The sequence below is a fragment of the Chitinophaga sp. S165 genome, from assembly GCF_003182155.1.
Classification (GTDB): Bacteria; Bacteroidota; Bacteroidia; order Chitinophagales; family Chitinophagaceae; genus Chitinophaga.
Window position 1 is genome coordinate 125278 of the sequence record NZ_QGTG01000006.1, and the last position, 25939, is coordinate 151216.

25 protein-coding genes and 2 tRNA genes are annotated in these 25939 nt (G+C 42.8%); 18 read left to right on the forward strand and 9 right to left on the reverse strand.

Annotation, left to right across the window (positions count from 1 at the left end; genetic code table 11):
• The 3 genes from C7475_RS21815 (at position 1) to C7475_RS21825 (ending at position 2472) form a co-directional block, all read left to right on the forward strand.
• The gene (locus C7475_RS21815) at positions 1-993 is read left to right on the forward strand and encodes a type IX secretion system membrane protein PorP/SprF (RefSeq protein WP_110055528.1); all 993 of its coding nucleotides are present in this window, start codon (positions 1-3) and stop codon (positions 991-993) included.
• Positions 994-1071: 78 nt separating this feature from the next.
• Entirely contained in the window at positions 1072-1986 is a 915-nt protein-coding gene (locus C7475_RS21820; protein ID WP_110055529.1) for an NAD(P)/FAD-dependent oxidoreductase, read from the forward strand.
• Between the two features lie 36 nt (positions 1987-2022).
• Entirely contained in the window at positions 2023-2472 is a 450-nt protein-coding gene (locus C7475_RS21825; RefSeq protein ID WP_110055530.1) for a MarR family winged helix-turn-helix transcriptional regulator, read from the forward strand.
• A gap of 325 nt (positions 2473-2797) precedes the next feature.
• Here the strand turns inward: C7475_RS21825 and C7475_RS21830 are convergent, their stop codons facing one another.
• Complete coding sequence (locus C7475_RS21830) at positions 2798-5164, reverse strand: phosphoketolase (protein ID WP_110055531.1); 2367 nt, start codon at positions 5162-5164, stop codon at positions 2798-2800.
• 10 nt (positions 5165-5174) lie between these two features.
• Positions 5175-6359: an acetate/propionate family kinase gene (locus C7475_RS21835; RefSeq protein ID WP_110055532.1), complete on the reverse strand. Its 1185-nt coding sequence runs from the start codon at positions 6357-6359 to the stop codon at positions 5175-5177.
• A gap of 58 nt (positions 6360-6417) precedes the next feature.
• Between C7475_RS21835 and C7475_RS21840 the strand changes: the two genes are divergently transcribed.
• Positions 6418-7032, forward strand: a complete 615-nt coding sequence (locus tag C7475_RS21840) for a hypothetical protein (RefSeq protein WP_110055533.1) — start codon at positions 6418-6420, stop codon at positions 7030-7032.
• A gap of 386 nt (positions 7033-7418) precedes the next feature.
• On the opposite strand, the gene C7475_RS21845 is transcribed toward C7475_RS21840, so the two are convergent.
• Positions 7419-8663, reverse strand: a complete 1245-nt coding sequence (locus tag C7475_RS21845) for a WG repeat-containing protein (protein WP_110055534.1) — start codon at positions 8661-8663, stop codon at positions 7419-7421.
• 172 nt (positions 8664-8835) lie between these two features.
• Here C7475_RS21845 and C7475_RS21850 point away from each other — a divergent pair, with 172 nt between their 5' ends.
• Positions 8836-9084 carry a hypothetical protein gene (locus tag C7475_RS21850; RefSeq protein ID WP_110055535.1) on the forward strand — a complete coding sequence of 83 codons (249 nt, stop codon included), beginning with the start codon at positions 8836-8838 and terminating at the stop codon, positions 9082-9084.
• A 6-nt stretch (positions 9085-9090) separates the two neighbouring features.
• Here the strand turns inward: C7475_RS21850 and C7475_RS21855 are convergent, their stop codons facing one another.
• Entirely contained in the window at positions 9091-10320 is a 1230-nt protein-coding gene (locus tag C7475_RS21855) for a serine hydrolase (protein WP_110055536.1), read from the reverse strand.
• 279 nt (positions 10321-10599) lie between these two features.
• On the opposite strand from C7475_RS21855, the gene C7475_RS21860 reads away from it, so the two are divergent.
• Positions 10600-11592, forward strand: a complete 993-nt coding sequence (locus C7475_RS21860) for a zinc-dependent alcohol dehydrogenase family protein (protein WP_110055796.1) — start codon at positions 10600-10602, stop codon at positions 11590-11592.
• Positions 11593-11658: 66 nt separating this feature from the next.
• Here the strand turns inward: C7475_RS21860 and C7475_RS21865 are convergent, their stop codons facing one another.
• On the reverse strand, positions 11659-12663 hold the full coding sequence (locus C7475_RS21865; protein ID WP_199236272.1) for a zinc-dependent alcohol dehydrogenase family protein: 1005 nt from the start codon (positions 12661-12663) through the stop codon (positions 11659-11661).
• A 105-nt stretch (positions 12664-12768) separates the two neighbouring features.
• Positions 12769-13482 (reverse strand): 2OG-Fe(II) oxygenase, encoded by a 714-nt coding sequence (locus C7475_RS21870; protein ID WP_110055798.1) that lies wholly within the window; start codon positions 13480-13482, stop codon positions 12769-12771.
• Positions 13483-13710: 228 nt separating this feature from the next.
• Here C7475_RS21870 and C7475_RS21875 point away from each other — a divergent pair, with 228 nt between their 5' ends.
• The 7 genes from C7475_RS21875 to C7475_RS21905 all read left to right on the forward strand — a co-directional run bounded on the left by C7475_RS21875 (position 13711) and on the right by C7475_RS21905 (position 18553).
• Positions 13711-14616 carry an AraC family transcriptional regulator gene (locus C7475_RS21875; protein ID WP_110055537.1) on the forward strand — a complete coding sequence of 302 codons (906 nt, stop codon included), beginning with the start codon at positions 13711-13713 and terminating at the stop codon, positions 14614-14616.
• A 33-nt stretch (positions 14617-14649) separates the two neighbouring features.
• Positions 14650-15339 (forward strand): Atu4866 domain-containing protein, encoded by a 690-nt coding sequence (locus tag C7475_RS33320; RefSeq protein WP_233259927.1) that lies wholly within the window; start codon positions 14650-14652, stop codon positions 15337-15339.
• Between the two features lie 95 nt (positions 15340-15434).
• On the forward strand, positions 15435-16502 hold the full coding sequence (locus C7475_RS21885) for a nitronate monooxygenase family protein (RefSeq protein WP_110055538.1): 1068 nt from the start codon (positions 15435-15437) through the stop codon (positions 16500-16502).
• Between the two features lie 91 nt (positions 16503-16593).
• On the forward strand, positions 16594-17178 hold the full coding sequence (locus tag C7475_RS21890; RefSeq protein ID WP_110055539.1) for a TetR/AcrR family transcriptional regulator: 585 nt from the start codon (positions 16594-16596) through the stop codon (positions 17176-17178).
• Positions 17179-17243: 65 nt separating this feature from the next.
• Entirely contained in the window at positions 17244-18155 is a 912-nt protein-coding gene (locus C7475_RS21895) for an alpha/beta fold hydrolase (RefSeq protein ID WP_110055540.1), read from the forward strand.
• Positions 18156-18342: 187 nt separating this feature from the next.
• Positions 18343-18415: transfer RNA gene (locus tag C7475_RS21900), tRNA-Gly, on the forward strand.
• Positions 18416-18467: 52 nt separating this feature from the next.
• A tRNA-Leu gene (locus C7475_RS21905) sits at positions 18468-18553 on the forward strand.
• A 72-nt stretch (positions 18554-18625) separates the two neighbouring features.
• Here C7475_RS21905 and C7475_RS21910 read toward each other — a convergent pair.
• Positions 18626-19630, reverse strand: a complete 1005-nt coding sequence (locus tag C7475_RS21910) for a YhcG family protein (protein WP_110055541.1) — start codon at positions 19628-19630, stop codon at positions 18626-18628.
• Between the two features lie 574 nt (positions 19631-20204).
• On the opposite strand from C7475_RS21910, the gene C7475_RS21920 reads away from it, so the two are divergent.
• The 3 genes from C7475_RS21920 (at position 20205) to C7475_RS21935 (ending at position 23468) form a co-directional block, all read left to right on the forward strand.
• Positions 20205-20489: a nucleotidyl transferase AbiEii/AbiGii toxin family protein gene (locus C7475_RS21920; protein WP_110055543.1), complete on the forward strand. Its 285-nt coding sequence runs from the start codon at positions 20205-20207 to the stop codon at positions 20487-20489.
• Positions 20490-20933: 444 nt separating this feature from the next.
• Positions 20934-21920, forward strand: a complete 987-nt coding sequence (locus C7475_RS21930) for a hypothetical protein (protein ID WP_110055545.1) — start codon at positions 20934-20936, stop codon at positions 21918-21920.
• Between the two features lie 219 nt (positions 21921-22139).
• Complete coding sequence (locus C7475_RS21935) at positions 22140-23468, forward strand: sulfatase-like hydrolase/transferase (protein ID WP_370445439.1); 1329 nt, start codon at positions 22140-22142, stop codon at positions 23466-23468.
• A 103-nt stretch (positions 23469-23571) separates the two neighbouring features.
• On the opposite strand, the gene C7475_RS21940 is transcribed toward C7475_RS21935, so the two are convergent.
• Positions 23572-24294 carry a hypothetical protein gene (locus C7475_RS21940; protein WP_110055547.1) on the reverse strand — a complete coding sequence of 241 codons (723 nt, stop codon included), beginning with the start codon at positions 24292-24294 and terminating at the stop codon, positions 23572-23574.
• Between the two features lie 179 nt (positions 24295-24473).
• Here C7475_RS21940 and C7475_RS21945 point away from each other — a divergent pair, with 179 nt between their 5' ends.
• Both C7475_RS21945 and C7475_RS21950 read left to right on the forward strand, forming a co-directional pair.
• Entirely contained in the window at positions 24474-24917 is a 444-nt protein-coding gene (locus tag C7475_RS21945; protein ID WP_110055548.1) for a helix-turn-helix domain-containing protein, read from the forward strand.
• A 118-nt stretch (positions 24918-25035) separates the two neighbouring features.
• Positions 25036-25575, forward strand: a complete 540-nt coding sequence (locus C7475_RS21950) for a hypothetical protein (RefSeq protein WP_110055549.1) — start codon at positions 25036-25038, stop codon at positions 25573-25575.
• A 72-nt stretch (positions 25576-25647) separates the two neighbouring features.
• On the opposite strand, the gene C7475_RS21955 is transcribed toward C7475_RS21950, so the two are convergent.
• A complete protein-coding gene (locus C7475_RS21955) occupies positions 25648-25836 on the reverse strand; it encodes a hypothetical protein (protein ID WP_110055550.1) in 189 nt (62 codons plus the stop codon).
• Between the last annotated feature and the right edge of the window lie 103 nt (positions 25837-25939).

The following is a 25939-nucleotide window of genomic DNA, read 5'->3' on the forward strand; positions in this document are numbered from 1 at the left end:
ATGAAAAGTGGTTGTTTACTATTCATATCCCTATTGCTGACCTGCACTGTGCAGGCGCAGCAGGACATACAGTTCAGTCAGTATGTTTTTAACGGGCTGAGTATAAATCCTGCATATGCAGGATACAGGGAAGAGCTGTATTTACACAGTACTTACCGTCAGCAGTGGGCGGGTTTTCAGGGAGCGCCGCAAACAGGTACTATTGCACTGGATGGTGTAACTGATGTATACACAAAGAGAGTAGGATTAGGCACACAGGTGACGTGGGACCGTCTAGGTCCGCAGGAGTCTATTTCACTTTACGGTTCCTATGCTTACCGCATACCTGTGGGAAATGACAATCGTCTATGCATCGGTCTTGGATTGGGGGCTACACAATACGCAGTAGATGGCAGTTCACGTAAGTATGTTGACGCAGACGATCCTGCATTATACATTGGCAAACAAAGTACACTTGTACCGGACGCCCGCTTCGGCATCTATTATAATACTTACAGGACATTTATAGGTGTTTCTGTTATGGATCTGTTCTCTGCATATACGGGAGGGAAGATCTATTTCGGGAACGGCACACTGTATTCAACATTACGTAAGTCGCGGCATATCTATCTTAGCGGAGGAACTGTTATTTATCTTACTGATGATGTAAAACTGAAACCTTCGGTGATGATCAAAGAAGACCTGAAGGGGCCTACCAATATTGACCTCAATACATTTGTGCTGTTACAGGAGCGGGTGTGGCTGGGTGTATCATACAGAGCTGGTTTGAACCTTTGGGGAAAGCCTGCGCTGAACACATCTCTTGATCCCAGTACGGCTATCAGTGTGATGGCGGAAGTTTTTGTATCAGACAACATGCGGCTGGGGTACTCCTATGATCTTTCCACGAATGGGATTTCGCAGTATCAGCGGGGTTCGCATGAGTTATCGATAGGGATCCTGTTTCCTCATAATAGCAAGGTAGACAATACACGTTGTGCGAGATACTTCTGATAGATAACCCTTGATTTGTCCTATAGAATCCGTGCTTAGTGACATTCATGCATCATGCTTCGTCCGTAATTTTATTGGATGAAGAATATACAGCAATTTGAAGTCGCCATTATAGGTGGCGCATCAGCCGGACTTTCTGCCGCATTGATACTCGGCCGTTCAGCACGCAAAACGGTGGTATTCGACACAGGAGAACCACGTAACAGGCCAGCGGCGCATGCACATAATGTATTTACGAGAGATGGTGTATCTCCAATGGAGATCCTGGCTACTGCAAAGGAACAACTGAAGCCATATCCTTCTGTTGTTACTGTGCAGGAAAGGGTGCTCACTGCTGCGAAAGAGGAAGGTGTTTTCAGGCTTGAAACAGCAGCGGGTGTCTATACTGCGCGGAAGGTCATTCTGGCCACCGGTGTAAAAGATATTTTACCTGAGATCAAAGGCATCCAGGAATTATGGGGCAACAAAGTGATCCATTGTCCTTACTGCCATGGCTGGGAGGTGCGGAATACACCTGTCGGATTTATTGCCAATGATGAAATTGCTACCCACCAGATACCACTGCTTTACAATCTTAACAAGGACCTGACGATCTTTACGAACGGAAAAAGTGCATTTAGCGAAGAGCAGCATGAAAAATTCCGTAATAGGGGCATTGGATTCATAGAGACGCCTGTTACAGCCATTGAAGACGTTGCAGACGGAATCAACATTGTATTGGCAGATGGATCGGTGCATCACAAATACGCAACCTATGTCAGACCAGTCCGTTTACAGTTCCATAACGAACTAGCCATCCAGTTGGGCTGTGAACTGGACGAAAGTGGCGCTATTAAGGTAGACGAGCTCCAACAGACTACCATTCCCGGCGTTCTTGCTATCGGGGACGTGGCGCATCCTATGATGCATCAGGTAATGGTGGCTGCTGCAGGCGGTTTGAGGGCAGGTGGTTTGTGTAATGCGCAGATCAGCGCAGAAGACTTTGAGAAATAGTTGTATATTTAACTATTAAATGCTTAACTTTGTCGGGTGAACTCACCAGATGACATTATACATATCAAGGCTTTAGGCGAAGCAGTATCGGTTGTAAGGGACGCTATGCGGCATTTTGTACAACGGAGGCTGAGAGAAGAGAATATAGATCTGACCTTTGAGATGTTGCAAGTGATCAGCACTTTGATGGAGCAGGGGGAGATCAACCAGCAGGAAATTGCCAATCTGCTTAACAAGGATAAGACGAGTATTACTTACCTGTTGGACAATCTAACTAAAAGAGGATTAGTGACGAGAATGGAAGATGCCGACGACAGGAGGAATAAAATTATACATAGGACGGAAGCTGGCCGGCAACTGACCGACCAGCTTACGCCTATCATACAGGAATTGCATGCAGCAGTCAGTAAAGGACTGTCTGCCGATGATCTTAAAAATCTGACTGCATCATTACTGATCATTAAAAGCAATCTCAAAAACGAGTAGCTTTTTTTTGACCTAATAGTTAAATGTTTAACTAATAAAGCAGTCAAGTAAAGTTCTTGTTACGCCGAGTAACAGTTGTAGGTTTAAACAGTACACCGGAGTAGTCTTATTTCGGTGTTTTTTGTTTTTACAAGGTGTTGAGATAGGTGTAAATGAACCGGTTTATAGAAAAACCGCGATTTGTCCAATAAAATCCAGATTTCGTACAGCGGCTATCTAAGATTGCTCGCTTACTTTTGTATCAGAAAAATATTTGATTACAGATAATGTAACAGTTGTAGGTTTAAGCAGCACACCGGAATATTCCTATTCCGGTGTTTTTATTTTATACAGCATCTTCCCATTTCCAGTTTTTAATATCCGGCATATCTTCCAGGCATTCCCTGATGTAGATACTGTGCATACGTAGTTTATCTTCAAAATGATTGATCACGATATCACTGCCTTCCAGTGTTCTTTCCGTCCTTTGTATGGCTGCAATAGCAAGATGGAAGCGGCTTATTTTGTTAAGTACTACCATGTCGAACGGTGTGGTGGTCGTACCTTCTTCTATAAATCCCCTTACATGGAACCTGGCAGGATCGGGACGGCCGTGTACGAGGTCGTGGATGATCCTTACATAACCATGGAAGGCAAATATTACAGGTGCGTCATCGGTGAATAGTTGTGTGAAAAGTGAAGCCTCCATACCATGAGGATGGTATTCCTTTGGCGAAAGCGACATCAGGTCCACGATATTCACAACCCTCACTTTTAAGTCGGGAAAATGTTTGCGAAGTAACCATGCAGCCGCTACTGTTTCAAGGGTTGGTACGTCGCCCGCACATGCGAGCACTACATCAGGTTTTTCATTGTTGTCATTACCCGCCCAATCCCAGACAGATGCTCCCTGCGTGCAATGTTCTACCGCCTGGGCGATGTTCAGCCATTGCAATGCCGGTTGTTTGCCCGCTACCACGAGGTTCACATAGTTCTTGCTTTTCAGGCAATGGTCCATTACAGATAACAGGCAATTTGCGTCAGGTGGTAAATAAATACGGACCACTTCGCTTTTCTTATTTACGACGGTATCAATGAAACCTGGTCCCTGATGACTGTAGCCATTATGGTCCTGCCGCCAGCTATGGGAAGTGAGCAGGTAGTTGAGGGATGGCAGATCTTTCCTCCATGGGATTTCGAGGCATGTTTTAAGCCATTTCGCGTGCTGGTTGAACATTGAGTCCACAATGGTAACAAAAGCCTCATAACAGGGAAATATGCCATGTCTGCCGGTAAGCAGGTAACCTTCCAGCCATCCCTGGCAGAGGTGTTCACTAAGTACTTCCATAACCCTGCCGTCGGGCGAAAGGTTTTCATCACCATCCAGCAAGGGTTCCATAAAACAGCGGTCAGTCACTTCGAATACAGCATTCAGCCTGTTAGAACTGGTTTCATCGGGACAGAACAAGCGGAAATTCCGGCTGTCGGCATTCAGTTTAAAAATGTCTCTGAGCATCTTACCCAATTCTCTGGTACTTTCTGCAATGGTCACTCCCGGTTTGGTAACTTCTACTGCATATAAAGTAAAATCAGGCACTGCGAGATGCTGAAATGTCTGACCTCCGTTGGCGCATGGAATTGCGCCCATACGTTTATCGCCGGTAGGGGCCAGTTGTGCCAGGGAAGGCAGCAGACTACCATTTTCAGTAAAGTGTTTTTCCGGTTTATAGCTGCGCAGCCATTGTTCCAGTAAGGCCAGCTGGTCCTGGTCTTCTTTTACATCCGCCAGCGGGACCTGGTGTGAGCGGAATGTGCCTTCAATACGTTTTCCTTTCCACATAACCGGACCTGTCCAGCCTTTAGGTGAGCGAAGTACGATCATCGGCCATAAAATAGCGCCTTCATATTTCCTGTTATTTCTGGCATTGTCCTGTATCTCCCTGATCTGTTCATAGGCAGTGTCCAGGGCAGCAGCCATTTCCTCATGTATGTTTATCGGATCTTCTGCTTTTACAAACAAGGGAACATAACCCTGACCGTTGAAGAGGGCAGCCAATGAAGCATCAGACATACGTCCCATCACTGTTGGTCCCGATATCTTGTACCCGTTCAGATGTAAGATGGGCAATACGGCGCCATCGTGTGCCGGGTTGATAAAACAGTTAAGTTTCCAGCTGCCTGCCAGCGGACCTGTTTCCGCTTCTCCATCACCGACCACACAAGCTGCAATCAGTTCGGGATTGTCTAATACTGCACCTGCGGCATGGGCGAGTGAATAACCTAGTTCTCCGCCCTCATGGATGGAGCCTGGCGTATGAGCGCTGACATGGCTGGGAATACCGCCGGGTGTGGAGAACTGGCGGAGAAAGTGCATCATACCTTTCTCATCCTGCGTAATGTCTGGATAAGTCTCCGTATAGGAACCTTCGAGATAAGTGTTGGCCAATACGGCCGGAGCACCATGTCCGGGGCCGCATACAAATAGTATGTCGGCATCCGTATCCCTGATCAGGCGGTTTAGATGCACATAGATGAAATTGAGGCCCGGAGAGGTACCCCAGTGACCCAGCAGGCGAGGTTTAATATGATCGGGTGTTAACGGCTCTTTCAGCAGCGGATTGGCCTGTAAATAGATCTGGGCAGCAGCGAGGTAGTTAGCGGCTTCCCAATAGGCGTGTATGTTTTTTATTTGTTCCTGTGTGAGTGTCGTCATGTTGTGTGGTTTAATGTGACTGCAGACATTGCTGCGTATGTTGGGCGATGATAAGTTCTTCGTTGGTCGCCATTACGCGAACGGTGACCCTGCTGCCGGAAGGAGAGATGATATCGTCATTATTGTTATTCAGCGAGGCTTGTATGCTGATGCCCAGGTATTCAAGACCCTCACATATGCGTTCTCTTATAACAGGTGCATGGAGCCCGATACCGCCAGTAAAAATCAAAGTATCTATACCACCTGCCGCTGCCGTTAATGCACCGATGTATTTCTTTGCCTGATAGCAGAACAATTGTATCGCTTCAGCAGCTTTATGGTCGGTGGATTCCTGTTCAAGCAGTGTCTGTATATCTGATGCACTTCCGGAAATACCTTTCAAACCTGATTGTTTGTTGAGTAATTCATTCAATGCTCTTTCACTGATGAAATGTTTTTCTTTCAGTAAGTAGAGGATCACTCCGGGATCAAGATCACCTGATCGGGTACTCATGACCAGTCCGCCGGTGGGCGTCAGTCCCATAGTCGTATCCAGGCTTTTACCGTTTCGTATAACGGCCATACTGGCTCCGTTGCCAAGATGAGCAATAACGATCTTACCGCTTGCTTCCTGTGGTGCGAATTGCTGTAGTTGTTGAAAAATGTACTCATACGAAAGGCCATGAAACCCATATCTGATTACCCCGTCATCCCAGAGATGCCGCGGAATGGCGAAGTATCTGGCGGTGAACGGCATATCTTTATGAAAAGCTGTATCGAAACAAGCTACTTGCGGAATACCAGGATAGGCTGTTTCAAAGGCCCTGATCGCAGTTATTTCTGCAGGTAAATGACCGGGTGCTAATGGGATCAATGTTTCGAAAGTCTGCAGCAGTTCCGGTGTGATCAGTTCAGGCATAAAATGCGCTGCACCACCCTGAACAATTCTATGTCCGATCACATCAATTGTATAAGGGCTGAAACTATCCTTCAGCAATTGTATTAATAGCTGGATGGCTGCATCAAGGCCGGCTACCGGTTGTGTAACACGTTCCTCATGGCCCATAGGGTCGATCAGGCGGATACTGCTTTCTCCACCAATATCCTGAACGCTGCCTTTACTGATCAGCTCAACAGATGACATGTCGAAAAGCGCAAATTTAAGACTGGAAGAGCCACAATTGATCGTTAGAATAACGGGTGTTTGATTGTCCATATCAGTAGCGTTTGTTCTGGCATAAAATTTTAACAGGTAGTATATCTAAATCAATTGTATGCCAGATCATATATCAGCACCGTTTATCCCGGTGCAGTACACAGGAGAGGAAACGGAAACGTCCGCGGAAAGGCAGGCCGGCAATGAACAGGCTGCTGTTGCAATTTTTGAGCGTGCTGTCACCAGGCTGCAGAATATTAACGAATGGGGAAAATTATGTGGAGCTTTATCTTCAGAATTCCAATTGGTGGATAAATTAGGGGAAGAAGTACCAGATCCTGCCAGCGCCGGATTATACATTCGTATAGATATACCTGGTCCGGGTAACAGTGTTGGCAAGGGGTACGATTGGGTGTTGATAGAACAGATAGAAGAAGTGAAGCTGAATGACAGCCAGCAGGTATTTTTTTTGAGAGCGAGACCGTCAGGACATCCTCAGCAGAAACATGCAGGTACTGCACACTTCCTGCGGGAAGAGGCTACCAGTTCATTCGTGATCACCAGAGATGAAGATGTGATCACGGCTACTGTATATGGAAGGAATGAAGTGCCTAATACGGAGGCGAACGATACGGTGGACAAGATCCGTAATGCAGTAATAGGCGCCGGCGGGGCAATAGGTATCTCAAAGTTGCAATGGAAGGCGCTGGTAAAAGCGCTACTGGAAGACTAACCTCATTAATGCCATTTTAGGCCAACATCCGGTCCAGAACGTTCGTATAGTATCATTACTTATAGTGAAATAGACTTGTTATCAAAGGTATACATAACTAAGTTATTGTAGTGTCTTTGTAAAGGCGCTACTATAGCGCTTTGACAGAGATAACCCGTATATAACCCGTATATAACCCCTATATAAGCCGTATATAACCCATATCTAAAAGATACGGGTTATATACGGCTTATATAGGGGTTATATACAGGTTACTGTAAAAATAAGGGTTATATCTGGCGGACTTACGAACCCTTATCAGGCCTCCTGGTAAGCATAGCTTCTTGTATTAAAAAGTAAAAGCCGCCCCATCTGGGACGGCTTTTACTGACGCTTGTCGCGATCAATTATTCTTTGTATCCGGGAATATAGACCTCACCTGTTTTTTTATCCATATAGCCCCGGTTACCGCTTGCTATTTGTACAAGCAATGCCTGGCGGTTTACATCTTCATCGATCACCTGCGCCAGTACCGGTTTTTTAAGTTCAACCATTGATTCAGCCGGAATTACACCGACCCTGTTTCCAACTTTGGTTTCCACATAAGCATAGTGCCCGATGTTGTCTTCTCTGTAAGCCACATCATCATAGATCAGCGGGATGAGTACATTACCTTTCATATCGATCACACCTGCTTTCCCATTTTTTACAGCTTTGATCTTACCGGGATATTTGTTCAGGTAAGCGTGATAGGACATATATTCCAGCAGCGTATAACCGTTAATGTCTATGCTGTCAAGTACCTTTGGCTTCTGAAACAAACGTTCTTCCAGTGTGATCCTCCACTTTTCATTGGCCAGTTTATAGATGTGCAGGTCTTTTTTGGAATCGTCTTTCAGTGCTGCTCCGGATGATTTTTTATCCATGTCGTCTTCTACCTTTTTCGCAGCTTTCGCTATAGCAGCAGATGCAGGTTTACCGGTAGCATCGAAATAAACTACACGTTCATCGTCGGTAGTAGCTTTGATCAGGTCTTGTGTACCGTCGGACGCACCTTTGATTTCGCTATATGTTATGGGGATGATCTCTCTGCCGGTCAGCGCTTCCACTACACCGTATTTGTCGTCTTTATTAACGATCACATAGTCTTTCAATGTTTTCTCATCAAAGAACTCAGCATCATCGTACGGGAATTTTTTAGAAACCGGTTCACCTGTGGTCATGTTTACAATGCCCACTTCACCTTCTTTCTTAGCGATCAGCAGGTTAGCTGTTTTTGACATCGGCATCATACCAGGTAACTCGAATACAAGTGTTCCTTTTTGTTTACCGGTTGATGGATCAAGGAGGATATAACCCTTCATTACTTTGGCGATAGCCATACCATTTGGTGACACAAAAGGGATATCCGCATAGGAGCAGGGATATACAATTCTGCCGGAGGTATGGATCAGTCCAACTTTCTTATTACTCTCAACCCTGGCATATTCACCTTCAAACAGGTGGATACTGTCAAATTGAGGTTCAATTATAACCTTACGATTTTTATTAGTGAGGCCCCATTTGTTTTTTTCAGCGTAGGGGTAGAGTCCATCCTGGGCATTGCACCATAAGCTGATCAGGAGAACAGGTAAGAAAAATATGGTCTTCATAAAGTATAGATTGGTGTTCTAAGCAAATATAATGTTTTTGATGAATATATGTAGCTTCTCTTTAATGTGTTGGTAGGTTAAAGTCTAGAAGGTATATTTGCGCCGGCATACAGCAAAATGATACTTTTCTGCTTTAGCAGGATAAGGGAGCCAGGAAACAAAAACTGTACAAATGAGAATTAGTGAACAGGCGTTATTAGTACTCGAACAACTGAAACAGGCCGTTAACGATACAGAAGTAGAAGCTATCATACTGGCTTTTGCAGAGAACAATGAAAACAGCAAGCTATATTTTGAGCGACTGGAATCATTCATTGGAAATATCTCTCCGCTGGATTGCAACAGCCAGCAATGGCGCAACTTCAGGGTTGCCCGTATCTGCATGCGTAAGCTGTCGGCGCTGGAAACAGTAAATGCCTGATGGTGTTTACTGCCTGATAGCGGCAAGGATATGTCTTACCATGTCATCCATGGATTTATTTTCTATCCATCTTACTACAGCAACAAGATCATGACCAGGGTCTACGTAGATGAGATTTGTACCATTACCGATATGTACAAATGCATCTGCGGGAGCGCTTGGAAGTAACTCTTTTCCGGTATTCAGGAACCAGTTCATGTATCCATAAGTTGGTTTTGCTTTGGTAGGGGTGAGGGATTGTTTTACCCATTGTTCGGAAATGAGCTGTTTTCCGTTCCAGTTACCTCTATGCAATGTTAGCAGGCCAAAACGGGCCATATCATAGGCATGGATAAACATACCGCCACCCCAATGTCCGCCACCGCTGACGGATTGTACAGGCGCGCCATCCAATACTATCCATGAATTACGGTACCCATTCCATCTCCAGGTGTCGGAAGCCCCGATCTCGTCCATGATATTTGTTTTCAGTACCTGTGGCAATGGTTTGCGCCATACGCTGGTAGCTGCGAGTGCCAGGGCATTTACTCTCACATCATTATATTTCCATACCGTACCTGGAGTGTTGCGTTTACGGGTCATCCATTCGGACGCATTTCCTTCCGGTCTGTCAGCCCAGTCAGGCTTGCCCCATAACGTGCCTTCCCAGTCGCTCGTTTGCCTTAACATAACATCCCATGTCAGTGAGGTGTTATGCGCACCAGCGAATGGATACAGTAACTGCGGCTGTCCCAGTTGTTCTGCTCCCGGGCCGATAGCAGCCGGATTATATATTTCAATAGGAGCGATATAATGTGACACTGTGTCCTGTACATTGTGAATTAGGCCTTTATCGACCGCCAGTCCTACAACCATAGAGAGAAAGCTTTTGGTGACACTGTGTGTCATGTCCACCCTGTTTGGTTCGCCCCATTCTGCTACGATATAACCTTTGTATACAATTACGCCGGTAGCATCCCCCCTTGTGGAGAAAGGCCCGATACCGCTGCTGAAAGGCTCTTTGCCGAAACTCAGGGCCTGTGCAATTTCCATATTGCGGGATGCCTTCGTCTCGTTGTTCTTTGCAAATTGTATGGCAGCTGCCAGTTTTTCAGCGTCCAGTCCCAGGTCGGCAGGAGCACGATGCTGCCAGGTATCTTTTGCAGGAAAGTAGGTAGCGTTTTTAGTGGTCTTTGATTGTGCGAAAAGCATTGTGGTGGTACTTACCACCAGTAAGGAGAGTAACAGGCGTTTCATGAAAGTAAGATAATGATCTTTTCTATAAGTTACATATCGTAAATGCACTGCGAAATCACGAAATATAGTTGCAGTGCCATCCTGTCATTTTGTTAATCATTTGCTAATCAATCGTTTAATGAATGGAACACTTTTAGTATAGAGGGGGATCCATGGCATCTGCAGTTTCTTTCAACTGTTTGACACTTAATACTGTTTAACAATAGCAGCTGACGGATGTCGTATCGCGTATTTGAATTTATAAACAACAGATTAGTAAAAAGATTAACCGGCTTAGCTATGAAAAGTGAACACATGCATGCACTCATTCTGGAAAATTATGGGGATCCCTTTGTCTACAGGGAAATAAGCAGGCCCCGGCCAGATCAGGGTGAAGTATTGGTAAGAGTAAAAGCCAGTGGCTTAAATCCACTGGATGCAAAGATCAGAGCAGGACAGGCAGAACATGTAAAGCAACCATTACCGGCTATTTTAGGCATTGAAATGGCTGGCATCGTGGTAGAAGTAGGAGAGGGTGTGACAGGCTTTGTTCCGGGCGACAAGGTATATGGTATGACCGGCGGAGTGGCAGGAATGCAGGGCGCCCTGGCAGAGTATGTGGCAGTGGACGCAGAGCTTATAACCCGGAAACCGGTGAATCTCACGATGCGTGAGGCAGCAGCTATTCCATTAGGATTTATTACTGCATGGGAAGGATTGGTAGATAAGGCAAAAGTATTTGCCGGACAGAAAGTTCTTATACACGGAGGCTCTGGTGGGGTTGGTCAAATGGCTATACAGATCGCATGTGCATTGGGCGCCGATGTATATGCCACAGATACCGATGGTAAAAAGGCGGTTATCGAATGGTTAGGCGCCACATATATCGATGATGAAGCTGGTGTGGAGGAGTATGTGAATAAGTACACACGTGGAGCAGGCTTTGATATTGTTTTTGACACCGTAGGCGGTGCAACGCTGGATGCTTCTTTCGAGGCAGTAAAACCTAATGACGGACATGTGATCAGTTCTCTTGGTTGGGGCTCTCATAGTCTGGCGCCATTGACATCAAAAGGTGCTACCTATTCAGGCGTGTTCACGCTGTTGCCTATTTTAACAGGCAATGGCAGAGAACATCACAGTGCAATTTTAAGAGAGGCGACCAGGATGGCAGAAGCCGGACAGATATTGCCGCTGCTGGATCCCCGTCACTTTCATCTGAAAACTGCAGAACAGGCACATACACTTATTGTGAATCGCAGTGCAACAGGTAATATCGTAGTGGAAATATAGTAATCAATGTTAGTAATGATAATGCCGCGAATATTGTTTTCGCGGCATTATTCATTATGATAGTTTTTATTGTACGCTTATCACCAGTTTACCCACAGCCGTTTGTTGTTCAATAGCAGTATAGGCATCCAATACATTATCCAGGGTAAATTCTCTGTTATCCATTAATGGTTTTACCAATCCGGCTTCTATCAGCTTGGTAGCTTCCCGTAATATCTCTCCGTGATGTTCCCTGTATTGACCACTCAACATAGGAAGCAGTGTGAACACGCCGGAATAGGTAGCACCTCTGAAAGACAGTGGCGCCAGACTGTGTGAGCCCCATCCCAGGGCACTGAGCACATGTCCTTCATAGTTCCTGACGGCAGTAAAAGATGCATCCAATGTAGCACCACCTAACGTATCGTATGCGATATCAAAACCAATACCTGCGGTATGCTTTTCAACATATTCCGCAACGGTGGTAGTTGTGTAATCAATAGGCGTAGCCCCATATGCTTTTACGATCTCCTGTTTGGATGGCGACACAGTAGCGAATACCTCCGCACCGAAGGACTTTGCTATCTGAACGGCCATGTGTCCTACACCACCGGCGCCTGCCTGTACAAGTACTTTCTGTCCACGATGTACATGTGCTCTGTCAACCAATCCTTCCCAGGCGGTAATGAATACAAGGGGGATAGCTGCTGCTTCGCGCATGGTGAGATTAGCGGGTTTAAGCGCTAATAGTTTGGCGTCTACAGCTGCATATTCTGCGAGAGAGCCTTGTAAACCGGCTACGCCGCCTGTGAGGCCATATACCTCATCACCAGGTTTGAAGTTGGTTACGCCATTTCCGACAGCTGTTACTACTCCTGCCATATCAAGTCCGAGAATGGCCGGTAAGGGTTGTTGGGCATGTCCTGCTTTACCGTTCCATATTTTGGTATCAAGCGGATTAACACCGCTTGCCATGATCTTCACGAGTACTTCTCCTTCTTTGGGTGCAGGCCTGTCTATTGTTTTACGTACAAATGGGCTGTTATATGCTTCTAATACCAGTGCCTCCATTGTTTCTTTTATCGTTGTCATAGTATGTCGTTGTTTGTTCGTAATTGACGATACAAATTTCAACAACATTGACCGGCTGATAGTTGTACTTATTTTCGTAATTGGTGTAAAAGTGTGTAGTGGATATTAGCTCAATGCATCATGGAAAATGATGCCCAATGTATGCCGTTGGCCGCTATGGAGTGGGCTCACCCCATGTTTCATGTTTACCCGGTAATACCCCCTGCCGCCTTTTGCTGGTCTGAAATTGGTCGTAAATAACAGCATATCGCCCCTACGGGGTTGTAATACATTTGCTTTGGATTGTGCCCGGGGGATCTGCTCTGTCAATACAAATTCTCCACCTGTGTAATCTTCTCCTGGTTCGTTAAGGAACAGTACGGCCTGCATAGGAAACCACACGTCGCCGTACAGGTCCTGATGCAGTGTATTAAATCCTCCGCGGCCATACTTTAATATCAGGATGGTCGGCTTATCCTGCCCTCTTTCCCGGCAATGCAGTTTTAAAGCTTCGTGTGTAGCGGGGAACTTTTGTTCTATTTGCAGTACTTCCATCCATTTATTTGCGATAGGCGCCAGATGGCTATATACAGTTTCCCTTATTTGTGTGATAAGATCTGGTAGGGGATATTGAAAGTATTTGTATTCTCCTGCACCAAAACGATAGCGTTCCATCGAAATCGTTTTACGGTAAGTACTGTCTGCATCATATGAAGCAATGAGCTCGTTGCATTCTTTATGAGTAAGCACCTCGCGGACGATGGCATATCCCTGCTCATGCATATGATCTGTCACTTGTTGCCAGTCTTTCCCCTGTAAGCGTTCTGTTATGGTCTTCATTCTTTTTTCTGTAAAAGTAGGATAGGGGGTAGGCAAGGAAAACCCGGTTCTTGTTATTCCCTGGTGACCTTCGGGCGATTGTTTGAATTTTATAAGCATCGGTTTGTTTGGCGTAACAGCCAAGAGGAAGGAGGGCGTTAATTTTGTATTGAAATTAACAGGATATAGGTTTTAGCATGGAATTACCCTTATCGTAGAGATCATTTGTTAAGTAACAATGTATGACTCATGCAGACATTAACGTTAGAAGAATTTTACCAATACAAGATCAAGGAGGTGCCTGCCGGTCTGAAACGGGAAGTGGGGCATTTTAATGTATTCACCTTGGAAGATAATCTGGGAGAAAATGCACCAAGTTATAGCCGCAAGGCATTTTATAAAATATCACTTTCACGCGGACGCGGTTTTTGTCATTATGCAGATAAGAGTATTGAAGTATCTGGTACTACATTGACATTCTTCAACCCGAAGGTACCATATACCTGGCATCCATTATCTGAGGACCCTACGGGGTTTTATTGCATATTTAAGGAAGGTTTTTTTTCTGAAAGAATGCGTGGTAGTATTAACGATTTCCCCATGTTCGCACCGGGAGGTAAGCCTATGTATTTTCTGAATGAAAAGCAGGATGATGAGGTAAGTGCCATTTTTGAGAAAATGATGGAAGAGATCGGGTCTGATTATGTTTACAGGTTTGACCTGTTAACAAACTATGTAACGGAGATTATCCATTATGCGTTAAAGTTGTCTCCTTCAGAGAAGCTATATCATCATAGCGATGCAAAATCACGTATCACTTCTGTATTTACTGAACTGTTGGAACGACAGTTTCCTATCGAATCTTCCGATCAGCGTTTTGAGTTGCGTTCTGCCAATGACTTTGCCAGGCAGTTATCTATTCATGTGAATCACCTGAACAGGGCAATCAAGGATACTACAGGCCGCACTACTACTGAACATATTTTCGACCGGCTGGTAAGTGAAGCAAAAACATTGCTGAAACATACGGACTGGAATATTTCTGAAATAAGTTATTGTCTTGGGTTCGATGAGCCGGCACATTTCAATAAGTTTTTCAGGAAGCTGGTAGCCACTACACCATCTGCATACAGGGCAGTAGAATTATCTGTGTAAAGACAGTATTTATCTACAATAATGATTGGCATTATGGGCAATATTGAGGAGAAAGAGGTGAGCTGTTTTGATATTCTGAGACTGGAAGATATTGTTCAACCAGGGTGGATGCATGATAAATATAATCAGGACGACTTCTACAAGATAGCCCTGATAAAAGGGGCAGTAGTGACATTGATCTTTTTCAATCCGAAAATACCCTATACATGGGAAGATGAGCAAACGGGCTTCCTGTGCATTTTCAAAGGGACATTTTTTTCGCAGAAGATGAAGGATAAGATCAATAAGCTGCCGATGTTCAGGACAGGGAAAGATCCGGTGTATATGCTGACGGGGAAGCAGGACATCATAGTAAGCGGGATCTTTAGCCGGATGCGGGAGGAGCTGTCTTCTGACTATCTGTATAAGTATGATCTGCTAAGAAATTATGTTACTGAGTTAATACATTTTGCACTTAAAAAAACGGGTACGATGGAAAATAATGACAAGTATATAGGAATGTGGGTAACTGCTGATGGGTACATTCGTCATGAGTTGCTGCCGGGAGGGCGATATGATGAAGCGAGAGGTAACAGGAAGAGCGCATATCAGGGAAGTTATAAGCTCACCGGAGACCATATCGATTACAAAGATGATACAGGTTTTACAGCAGACGGCGATTTCAGGGATGGGGTACTTTATCATGCGGGTATGGTGCTTTACAGGGAGGAAAAGAAGTTATAGCACACGGAACAATCGACGACCCGGGCGGATATCAGTTATATGATATCCGCCTTTTGTTTTGACGTACTTTTGTAGGTACCCAAAAAAGACTATTTATGGAATGGAAAAATGAATTAGCAGCATTGCTGAAGATCACTTATCCTGTTATCCAGGCCCCGATGTTAGGTGTAACAACACCTGAAATGGTAGCCGCTGTGGCAGAACGTGGCGGACTAGGTTCCCTTCCGGTTGGTGGATTATCGCCTGACAGAACGAGGGAGCTTATCCGTAAGACAAAATCATTAACCGAAAAACCTTTCGCGGTAAACCTATTTACGAATGATGTTCCTGAATACAGCCGGGAGGATGCAGAAGCTATGCAGGATTTCCTGGAGAAGTTTAGTGAAGAGAACCAACTGGTATTTGAGCGGCAATCGTTAGATACGTTACGTTTTTACAGCTATCGCGAGCAGGTTGAGGTATTGACCAGTGAGAATATTCCGATGGTCAGTTTCACGTTTGGTATCCCTGATGATGATAGTATAGCTGTTTTCAAACAGCATGGTATTACACTGATAGGAACAGCCACCTCGGTCAGAGAAGCTGTTATGTTGGAGAAGGCAGGAGCAGATGCTGTTGTAGCACAGGGAATAGAAGCGGGAGGACACAGGGGCAGTTTCCTGGATGATGAACCATTGCCGCAGGTGGGCACATTTGTATTGGTACCGGAGATGATCAGCCGTATTGGCAAACCTGTTATTGCAGCAGGGGGCATTAAGGACGGTATTACGATAAAGGCAGCATTCCAGCTGGGGGCGCAAGCAGTACAGATAGGAACGGCCTTTATAACGAGTAATGAGAGCCTGGCTATTCCTTCCTATAAAACAGCTTTACAACGGGCGCAGGTAACAGATAGTGCCGTTACCCGGGCTTTTTCCGGCCGTTGGGCAAGAGGGTTGAGAAATCAGTTCATGGATGCAATAGAAGAATCTGGTTTGAACATTCCGCCATACCCTATACAGAACGTGCTGACTGCCGGATTGAGAAGTAAGGCGCAGCAGGCAGACAGAAAAGAGTTTACCAATCTTTGGGCCGGCCAGGCCTCCGGAGGAGGAGAGGTCCGTTCTTCAGCCGAGATCTTTGCCAGGCTGATTGCCGAAACAGAGGCATTACCATTGAATTAATAAGTACGGAATTTCTTTGTAAAATAAAAAGCCTTTTTATTTTGTACTAATCAGTACAGTGTGTATCTTCGTCTTGTAAAAGATAGTAAAAATGGCAGGGAGACCGAAAATATTTGACGAGCAGGAAGTGGTAGACAAGGCAGTAAATGTATTCTGGACGAAGGGATATGAGACGGCTTCTGCTGATGAGTTGCTGGAGGCGATGGGAATCGGTAAAGGAAGCTTTTATCTGGCCTTTAAAGGGGGGAAGAAGGAGTTGTATGAGAAATCATTAAGGCAGTACTCTGAGCGTTTTAATAAGCAATTTTTATACGACATATCGGTTAGCGAAGATCCTATTCAGCTGATCAAAAACTTTTTCATGGCGCTTGCAGACGACCCTAAGAGTAAACAGATGAAAGGATGTTATATAGGGAATGCATTGGTCCAATTATCTGACGGAGAGGCAGATACCAGATCGATCGCTGCGGGTTTACTTTCGGGCATGGAAGATATTTTCACTTCCGTGATCAGAAAAGCACAGGAACAGAAGAAAATGAAGAATAAGACGACATCTGAGGTGTTGGGAAAATACCTGATCAATCTCTGGAATGGTGTTAATGTAACGAGAAGAAGCAACCCGGGAGATCAGTATCTCAGGGAAGTACTCGAAATGAGTCTGCAAGTGCTTAACTAAAATTTTTTTACTCCTTTTTGTACTGATTAGTACATAATATCACAAACAATTTAAATCTATCACAAATGACACAATCAACAGCAACATTGCCAGTTACCAGGGGCATTGATATAAACCAGGTGCAGTATAAAACACTGACCATTGAAGGACAAGAGATCTTTTATCGTGAAGCAGGAACAGTAGACAAACCAACGATATTACTGTTACACGGTTTCCCGACTTCTTCCTTTATGTTCCGGAATCTGATGATCGCATTGGGGGATAAATACCACCTGGTAGCGCCAGACTATCCCGGTTTCGGTAATAGCAGCATGCCGTTGGTGGATGAGTTTGAATATACTTTTGATCATCTGGCCGACATCGTAGACCAGTTCATTACGGCAATAGGTTTGAAGAAATACAGTCTTTATGTGATGGATTATGGCGCTCCTGTGGGCTACCGTATTGCCACCAGGCATCCTGAAAGGGTAGAGGCATTACTCGTGCAGAATGGTAATGCATATGAAGAAGGGTTGTCGCCTTTCTGGGAGCCGATAAAGGCATTCTGGGCTGATCCTGAGAATGAAGAAAAGAGAAACGCGGTGGCGGCGGCCGCTTCATTTGATTTCACCAAATGGCAGTATCTGACCGGTACGAGGGATGCAAGTAAGATCAGTCCGGACACCTGGACGCTTGATCAAAGTAAACTTGATCGCCCTGGTAACGCTGATATACAGGTGGCATTGTTTTATTCCTACAGAACGAACCTGGAGCGTTATCCTGGATGGCAGGAATTCTTTCGTACCTATCAGCCTCCGACCCTGATCACCTGGGGAGGCAATGATCAGATCTTCCCTCCAAGCGGGGCAAAGGCGTATCTTAAAGACCTTCCGAATGCCGAGTTGCATATCCTGGATACCGGTCACTTCGCTTTGGAGGAAGAAGGTACGCAGATCGCTTCGCTGATTGACAGGTTCCTGACTGCGAATATTAAGTAGTTTTTTACAGGCTTCCTTGTTCCGAGGAAGCCTGTATGCTTCTGTTTTCCGGTCTGCTACATTTGCGATTAAAAATAAATTTGAAAAAAAATGGATGGTTCGTTGGTTATTTAAAAACAAATCCTATCTTTGCAATCCCAACGAAAAAACAACGGGTTTGATCAGCGGGAAAAGTTCTTAGATACAAGCGGAAGTAGCTCATTTGGTAGAGCACGACCTTGCCAAGGTCGGGGTGGCCGGTTCGAGCCCGGTCTTCCGCTCAGTACAAAGCTTCCAAATTGCCAGGCAGTTTGGATTTTTTGTTTACGGGATACCCAGGTGGTGGAATTGGTAGACACGCCGGACTTAAAATCCTGTTCTCCGCAAGGGGAGTGACGGTTCAACTCCGTTCCTGGGTACGAATTATAAAAGCCTTTCAAGTGTAAACTTGAGAGGCTTTTTTGTTTGCTTTCTGGAGATTTAAACCGCGTTTATTTTCTCTCCAATAATTTATTCAGTGCATTCTCCAATTGAACTTTATCAGGTAAATACAATTGATATTTTGCTAACAATACTTTGTTTGTAATACTTGCTGTTGCATATTCAACCAAGATATGATCTTTATATGCCCCTAAAAGAATACCCACTGGTTCATTATCTCCCTCAGTAGCTTCTTCCTTTTTGAAATAGTTCAAATACAGATTCATCTGACCAACATCATTATGATCTATTTCTCCACGTTTTAAATCTATTAAGACGAAACACTTAAGAATACGATGGTAGAACAGTAGGTCCACTTTAAAATGCCTACCGCCTATGGTCATACGATACTGCCTACCTATGAACGCAAATCCCTTACCTAACTCCAGTAAAAATTGCTGGAGGTTATTAATAAGCTTTTCCTCTAATTCTCCTTCCAAATACAATTGTCGTTCTGGTATATTTAAAAACTCAAGGACAAAGGGGTCCTTCAGCAGATCTTCCGGTTGGTGTACTTCATGACCACTATTAGCAAGCTTTAAAACACCTTCCTTGTCTGTGCTAAGAGCCAATCGATGAAACAGCAAGCTTTTCATTTGTCGCTTTAATTCTCGCACGCTCCATTTTTCTTTTTCACACTGCTTAGTATAGAAACTGATTTCCAGATCAGAATCTGACTTTAATATTTCATAGTAATGGCTCCAAGTCAATTTATGGGACAGTGTCCCACTCTTTTGGAAAGAAAGATATAACTTTCTCATATAGAATAAATTAGACCTTCCAAAGCCCTTGCCATAGGCTACAGTTAAGTCTTTCGATAGACGATCAAACAATTGACTTCCATACTCGGCCTTTTCGTTTCCTTTTTGTTCATATTCAACTATATAATGGCCTATTTGCCAATAGGTTTGCACTAATATAGAATTCACCTGCATAGCCGCCTTCTCTCTACCAGCAGAAAGAAGCAGTCCAATACCTGTTATTAGTTGTTGGTAATCTTTGGGTAAAACCTCCATTGTTTAAATGTGTGATATAAACGATAAATACAAATCTAAAAAAACGGTGACAATTAACAATAAAATATTGTTCATCAATTAATTATGATTGTGCATTTACAATTATGAACATACAATTTAGCTTATTAATTAACAGAAATCTCCAATAAAAGCTGTAGAAATGCCTCCAAGTGTTCTAAGAATTTCCCGTCCTGGGTACAGAAAGCTTGACGCTCGGAAAGAATTAAAGGCATCGCGGAAGCGGTGCCTTTTTTGTTTTGGGCTTATTTAGTAACTTCATTGTGTGAATAAGTCTATTAAAATATCCTCTGTTTTTCCCAAACACTTGTTTTGGGATGTAAAGATGGAGCTATTGGATGCTGAGAGAGATCAGGATTTAATTGTTCCCAGAGCTCTCTTTATGACAGATGAACTATCTTTCGTTCAGGACATCGAAAAATTAGAGTTGATTTATTCAAACGATGAGATTATTGATACGCTCAGAACAACCAAAGAGCGGATTAGTAATAAGGTTTGTGAAATGGTTGCCCTCAGATACCATATACCCGTATTCCGCAGATATTCCAATTAATATATGTTAGGTGATCAATTTGAACGAGCCCTTTCACAAGAGCTTGTAGATGCCATTGTTGAACTTCAATCTTTACCAGGTCTTTCTGCATTTGCATTGGCGGGAGGTACAAGCCTGGCACTTCGATTCAATCATCGTAGGTCAATCGATATTGATTTATTCTCAAATCAGATAGTTGGTAAAGTTGGGTTAGAAACTATACCTCAGAACTTAAAGCAGTTTATGATAGGGACTTGGTGCACATGGAGATTATTGATCCGGAAGCAGGAGATCAATTCTATTTCTTAAGGGATATACAAAATACGGAGCAGGATATCCAAAATGAGTAAATTGTGATATTAAAACCTATTTATGCCTAAACGTGAAATTAATGGCGCTGAATATACTGATGTTGTAGTTGAGGATTGGATAGATTATTTAGAAACACACGAATTCCAGAAACAGGATTTTACAGAAATCAATTCGGAAGGTATTTATTATATTGGGAAATTGTTTGTAAATAACCTCACGTCATCAACTATTTTTAGAATCTCATTTAGGAATTGTATATTCTCGGATGAGGTAATATTCTAAGGTAGTTTTGACAGTTATATTGAGTTTAATAACTGTATTTTCGAGAATAAGGTAGTTTTTAAGGGAGGAGATTTTAAAAAGAACATTAATCTTAATGGAGGTAACATAAGAGGCACGTTACAGGTGCAAAGCGGTAATTTTGAACGAGTGGTTATTTCTATGCACTGTAAAGCTCTGCAAATTTCGGGTGGGAAATTTAAAGATTTATCAATTACCAGTTACGGAACTTCAGAACTATTCTCCATAAATAATCTTATCATCATCTTTCATGATATTGCAGGGAATATATCAATAAGTAAGTTGAAAATAACCCGTACTAAATTGTTGGGAACAATTCAAAAGGACACAGACTTTTCTTTGAAAAATATTGAATTCACTCATTTTGGAATGGATAACTTATTTAATAATGGGAAAGCACGATTCTTCGATTTTTTACCTATAACCAATGAGCAAGAAATTTCGTCCATTTTTATAACGAATTCAAATCTCGCAAAAGCAGATTTTTTTGGCATTCCTATGAACAAGGTGGGACGACTTCAAATTCGAAACAGCTACCTCATAGACTGTACGTTTGTGAACATTATATGGAAGGATAATTTTGATTTGGTGATGGATGGCGCTGATCCAGCCGTGTTATTAGATCGAAAAGAAATGTTTAGGCAATTAAAGTATTCTTATTCAAAACAAGGTGACTCTTTTCTGGAACATAGATTTCACAGTCTTGAAATGAATATTTACAGGCGATATCTTAAGAAAAAGCGATCCACTTTTTCCGATAAAAATAGATATGGTAAATGGCGGTGGGAAAGGCAAACATCGATTATTCTATGGTTTAGCTCATGGAGTAGTAATTATGGACAAAGCTTTAAAGCCCCTTTGCTAATACTACTTATTGCTGGGTCTATTTTGTTTCCAATAATGCTTATCTCAGGTTTTTTAAAAGATTTTCAATCAGGGCTCCATTTTAATTTCAGCTGGCAGAGTATTTCCACAACTATCGGTCACTTTTGCAATTTTTTAAACCCATTACGCCGTTATGATACGATGGATATTAATGCGGGACTGCTCATTGATTTCTTGATGCGGATCATAGCTTCATATTGCATTTACAATTTCATCAGGGCAACCAGAAGGTTTGTGAAATGAAGCGATACTACCACTTGCAAAATATTTGGGCAATTTGCTTGGGGGTAAGAGGCATGTCCATAAATTTTAGTTTAAATCTCCTGAAAGAAAGATATATCTTACTGTTAGATAACAGTTCAGTCGAGTTTGTTATAATCCATAAACTGTCAAAACAAGATCAGGATGCCATATAAACGGAAATTAAACACCTTACTTGTATCAACCATTGTAACGATAGCTATATTCGGATGGGAATTACCCGCCCATTGCCAGACCCGTACAGCCCCAAATATAATTTTTATCCTCACGGATGATATGGGCTTTAGTGATATCGGCTGTTTCGGAGGACAACTGACGCCCACTCCAAATATTGACAGACTAGCGAAAGACGGCAGGAAGTTTACGCAGTATTATAGTGCGGCTCCTATTTGTTCTCCTTCAAGAGCTGGCCTACTCACTGGTATGTATCCTGCGAGATGGAATTTTTCCACTTATCTTGATAATAGGAAACACAACAAGAATGCTCAGCAAGCTGACTTTCTAGATCCTTCAGCACCATCCATAGCGCGGTTTTTTAAGAATGCAGGATATGCTACTGGCCATTTCGGTAAATGGCATCTCGGTGGAGGAAGAGATGTAAAGAATGCACCCGGATTCGATCAATATGGTTTTGATGAACATGCGAGCACTTATGAAAGTCCGGATCCGGATTCATTAATCACCGCAACAAACTGGATTTGGTCCGATAAGGACAGCATCAAAAGGTGGGACCGCACAAAATATTTCGTAGATAAAACACTTGATTTTTTAAGCCGGCACAAAGGGCAGCCATGTTTTGTAAATCTGTGGCCTGATGATGTGCATACACCGTGGGTACCAAGAAAAGACCCGGAATATACAGGTAAGTATCCAATGAATCAGGAAGAAGAAGCTGCATTAAAGCTGGTGTTAAAAGAATACGACATCCAGATTGGAAGATTGCTCGACGGATTGGCAAAGTTGGGGATTGAAAAAAATACAATTGTAATTTTTACCAGTGACAATGGGCCATTGCCAAGTTTCAGAGGAAGTAGAACTGCTGGATTAAGAGGATCAAAACTATCGTTATATGAAGGTGGTACCCGTATGCCTTTCATTATGTGCTGGCCTGGACATGTACCGGCAGGAACGGTTGATAGTTCTTCCATGATCACTGCGATAGATATGATCCCTTCTCTGGCAAGAATAAGTAAAGTTTCGTTACCCGGAAATTACCGGGGTGACGGAATTGACAGAAGCAAGGTACTGTTGGGGAAACAAGCAATGAGGAACAAGGAAATGTTTTGGGAATATGGTCGTAATGACATCGCGTTCAGGTATCCTATGGGTAAAGATAAAAGCCCCAATCTTGCTGTTCGCTCAGGTGACTGGAAATTAATAATGAATAGTGATGGGACAGACGTTCAGCTATACAATATAAAAAACGACAAATACGAAACTAATAACAAGGCTGATAGTGAGCCGGATATTATTGCGCAGTTGAAGAATAAATTGTTGCAGTGGTGGAGTTCTCTTCCAAAATTAATATAATCCGTAGTTGGCCGAACATAACATGAATACATTAGTCATATTTACAAAAGCACTGATGAAAGTTGGTGCTTTTGTAAATATCCTAATTTCTTTGAAACTTAGTTTAATCAAGCTTTATATCACTAATATCTATTGATATGAACAATGGTTCTGGGAGTTTAGGCGTATTGTCTTCTAACCTGGCGTAAACATTTCTTTTAGTGGCGAATTTAATTCCCTGCACTTCCACATAATCTGCCAGATAGTGAACCGATGCCGCGTCATTAAGAATTTCTACATTATAATCGTGTCTTCTTATTAATCCCTCCTTGTCTATATAAAAAGTTTGTACCAGACCATGGGTGGCTACCTCCTTGGGAAATGTGACCTGTAAACGTCTGAATGTTTCATTGTTCTCCTCCCATGGTTCTAACTCAACACAACTGTAACCAGGATCTAAAAAACAAAAAGGAACATTGATGTAAGTCCACATGGCATAGCCCGTGAAATAGGTTAGCTGCAGTTTTGACCATGGTGTATTTGTTTTGTATCCGGAAAAGGTAGGACGGGGGTTGAGTAGCTCGTCTAATACTTCCTCTTTTTCATTGATTATAGCTACTCTATTGGGCTCAAATGAATTATGCCAATTCTTTTCTATAAAAGGATAAAAGGACGCAAACTGTTGCCTTGTGCTAGTGGTGACATTGATGTTATCCATAATGCCGGGCACTTGCTTTAATGCCCAGGTTACACCTCCGATTTTTAATCTGGCCGTTACGTTTTTGAATTTCTTCCAATTGTCTAATCCGCCATGAGCGTTAACTACTTTTTTTACTAAGTCATTCATCTGTATGTATTTAAGGCGATTTTTGTTCTTCTATTAAGCCTTTGTGCTTGCAAATTGCAATTGCAAATATATGTCTTATCACTTTTCTTTTGCAAGTAAAAGATGAGAAAATTGGAATTTAACAGTATTATAAGTGTTAACTTTGTACTTTCGAATTGCAAGTAAAGCCTACAAGCGACATGAAAGAGATAACAAAAAGGTCCGAATGTCCCATTAGTTTTAGTCTTGAGTTTTTGGGGGATAAGTGGACTTTGCTCATTATCAGAGACATTGTATTAAACGGAAAGAATACATTCGGCGACTTTCTTCAATCTGCGGAAGGCATTGCAACCAACATATTAACTAACAGGTTGAAAATGTTGGAGGAAGAAGGCTTTATTATGAAATACCCCGTGGCAGGTAGGGCGAGAATTGGTTATTGTTTAACCGAAAAGGGTGTTACCATTATTCCAATTGTTATTGAAATGGCCCTATGGGGTGCATCCCAGATCAAAAGTGACTTGAAGAAAGAATTCGCAACAGCCCTTCGGAAAGATAAAGTGGGAGTGATCAAACAGCTAACTTCGAAACAAACCCAAATCTATCGTTTACATAAGTCCGAGGCTGAATCGAGAGGGCTGTGAGTTGATGCCTGCTTAGTTGCAGGGGAGGAAAGCCTATTTAAAATTGCGGTTTTGACTAGCGGTACCTATTATATATTGAGAATTGTATAAACTCTGAGAACCCAAAGCGAAATAATAAATGAGAAAAACAGCCTTTTTAATTTTAATCGCAATAATTTCTATTGCCTCAATTTGTGCCCTGGTTATCTATATAAGAATGGACGGTTTCTCGTTCGCATGGGCGCTGAACTTTCTATTGATGTTATGTGTGTTTGCTTTTACAGGGGAATTAAAGAGCCAACTTACTTCTCCTTACTACGATGAAAAAGGGTGGGAGCGAAGAGGAGAAATATACGAGCGTCTCGGAGTGAATTTTTTCAGAAAGTTATTGGTTTTGACTGGTTGGGAAAAACTGAGTAAAAAGTCTAACCCCATAGAAAAGAATACCAAAGCGTTGATGCATTTACATCATCAAACAAAGAAATCTGAATTAGACCATGTAATTATCTTGCTTATAGTACTCGGGTTTAACGTTTTCGTGGCAGTCAAATTTGGAGTGCTCAAATCTTTATGGTTACTAATATTGAATATCTTACTAAATCTTTATCCGATTTTCCTTCAACGATATAATCGCCCAAGAATAACAAGAGCTATAAATTTAAGTCAACGGCGACAGTGACGAGCGTGCAATAGAAACAAAAAAGGCATTGACGAAAGTCAGTGCCTTTTTATTTGATGTTACAAAAAGGCATTAAACAGCCCATTCAGGTTTCATCTTACGGGACAATAGTCTGTTTGCCTGTTTGTTATTAGTGATCTTTTTCTTTACAGGATCCCAAACTAGAGGAGTATCGTTATACTGTTTGTATAACAGCCTGTAAGCTTCATCCTCCTTCTTTTCAGTTATGAGATCAATAAAGGTTTGCGTAACGGAATCCATACCAGGTATAATGCTGCAATATCAGCACTATTATGGTGATGGTATGTTAAGAAATAGTTTCGTATTGCCAATGACTGTAAACTAAAATATGTACCGTATATAT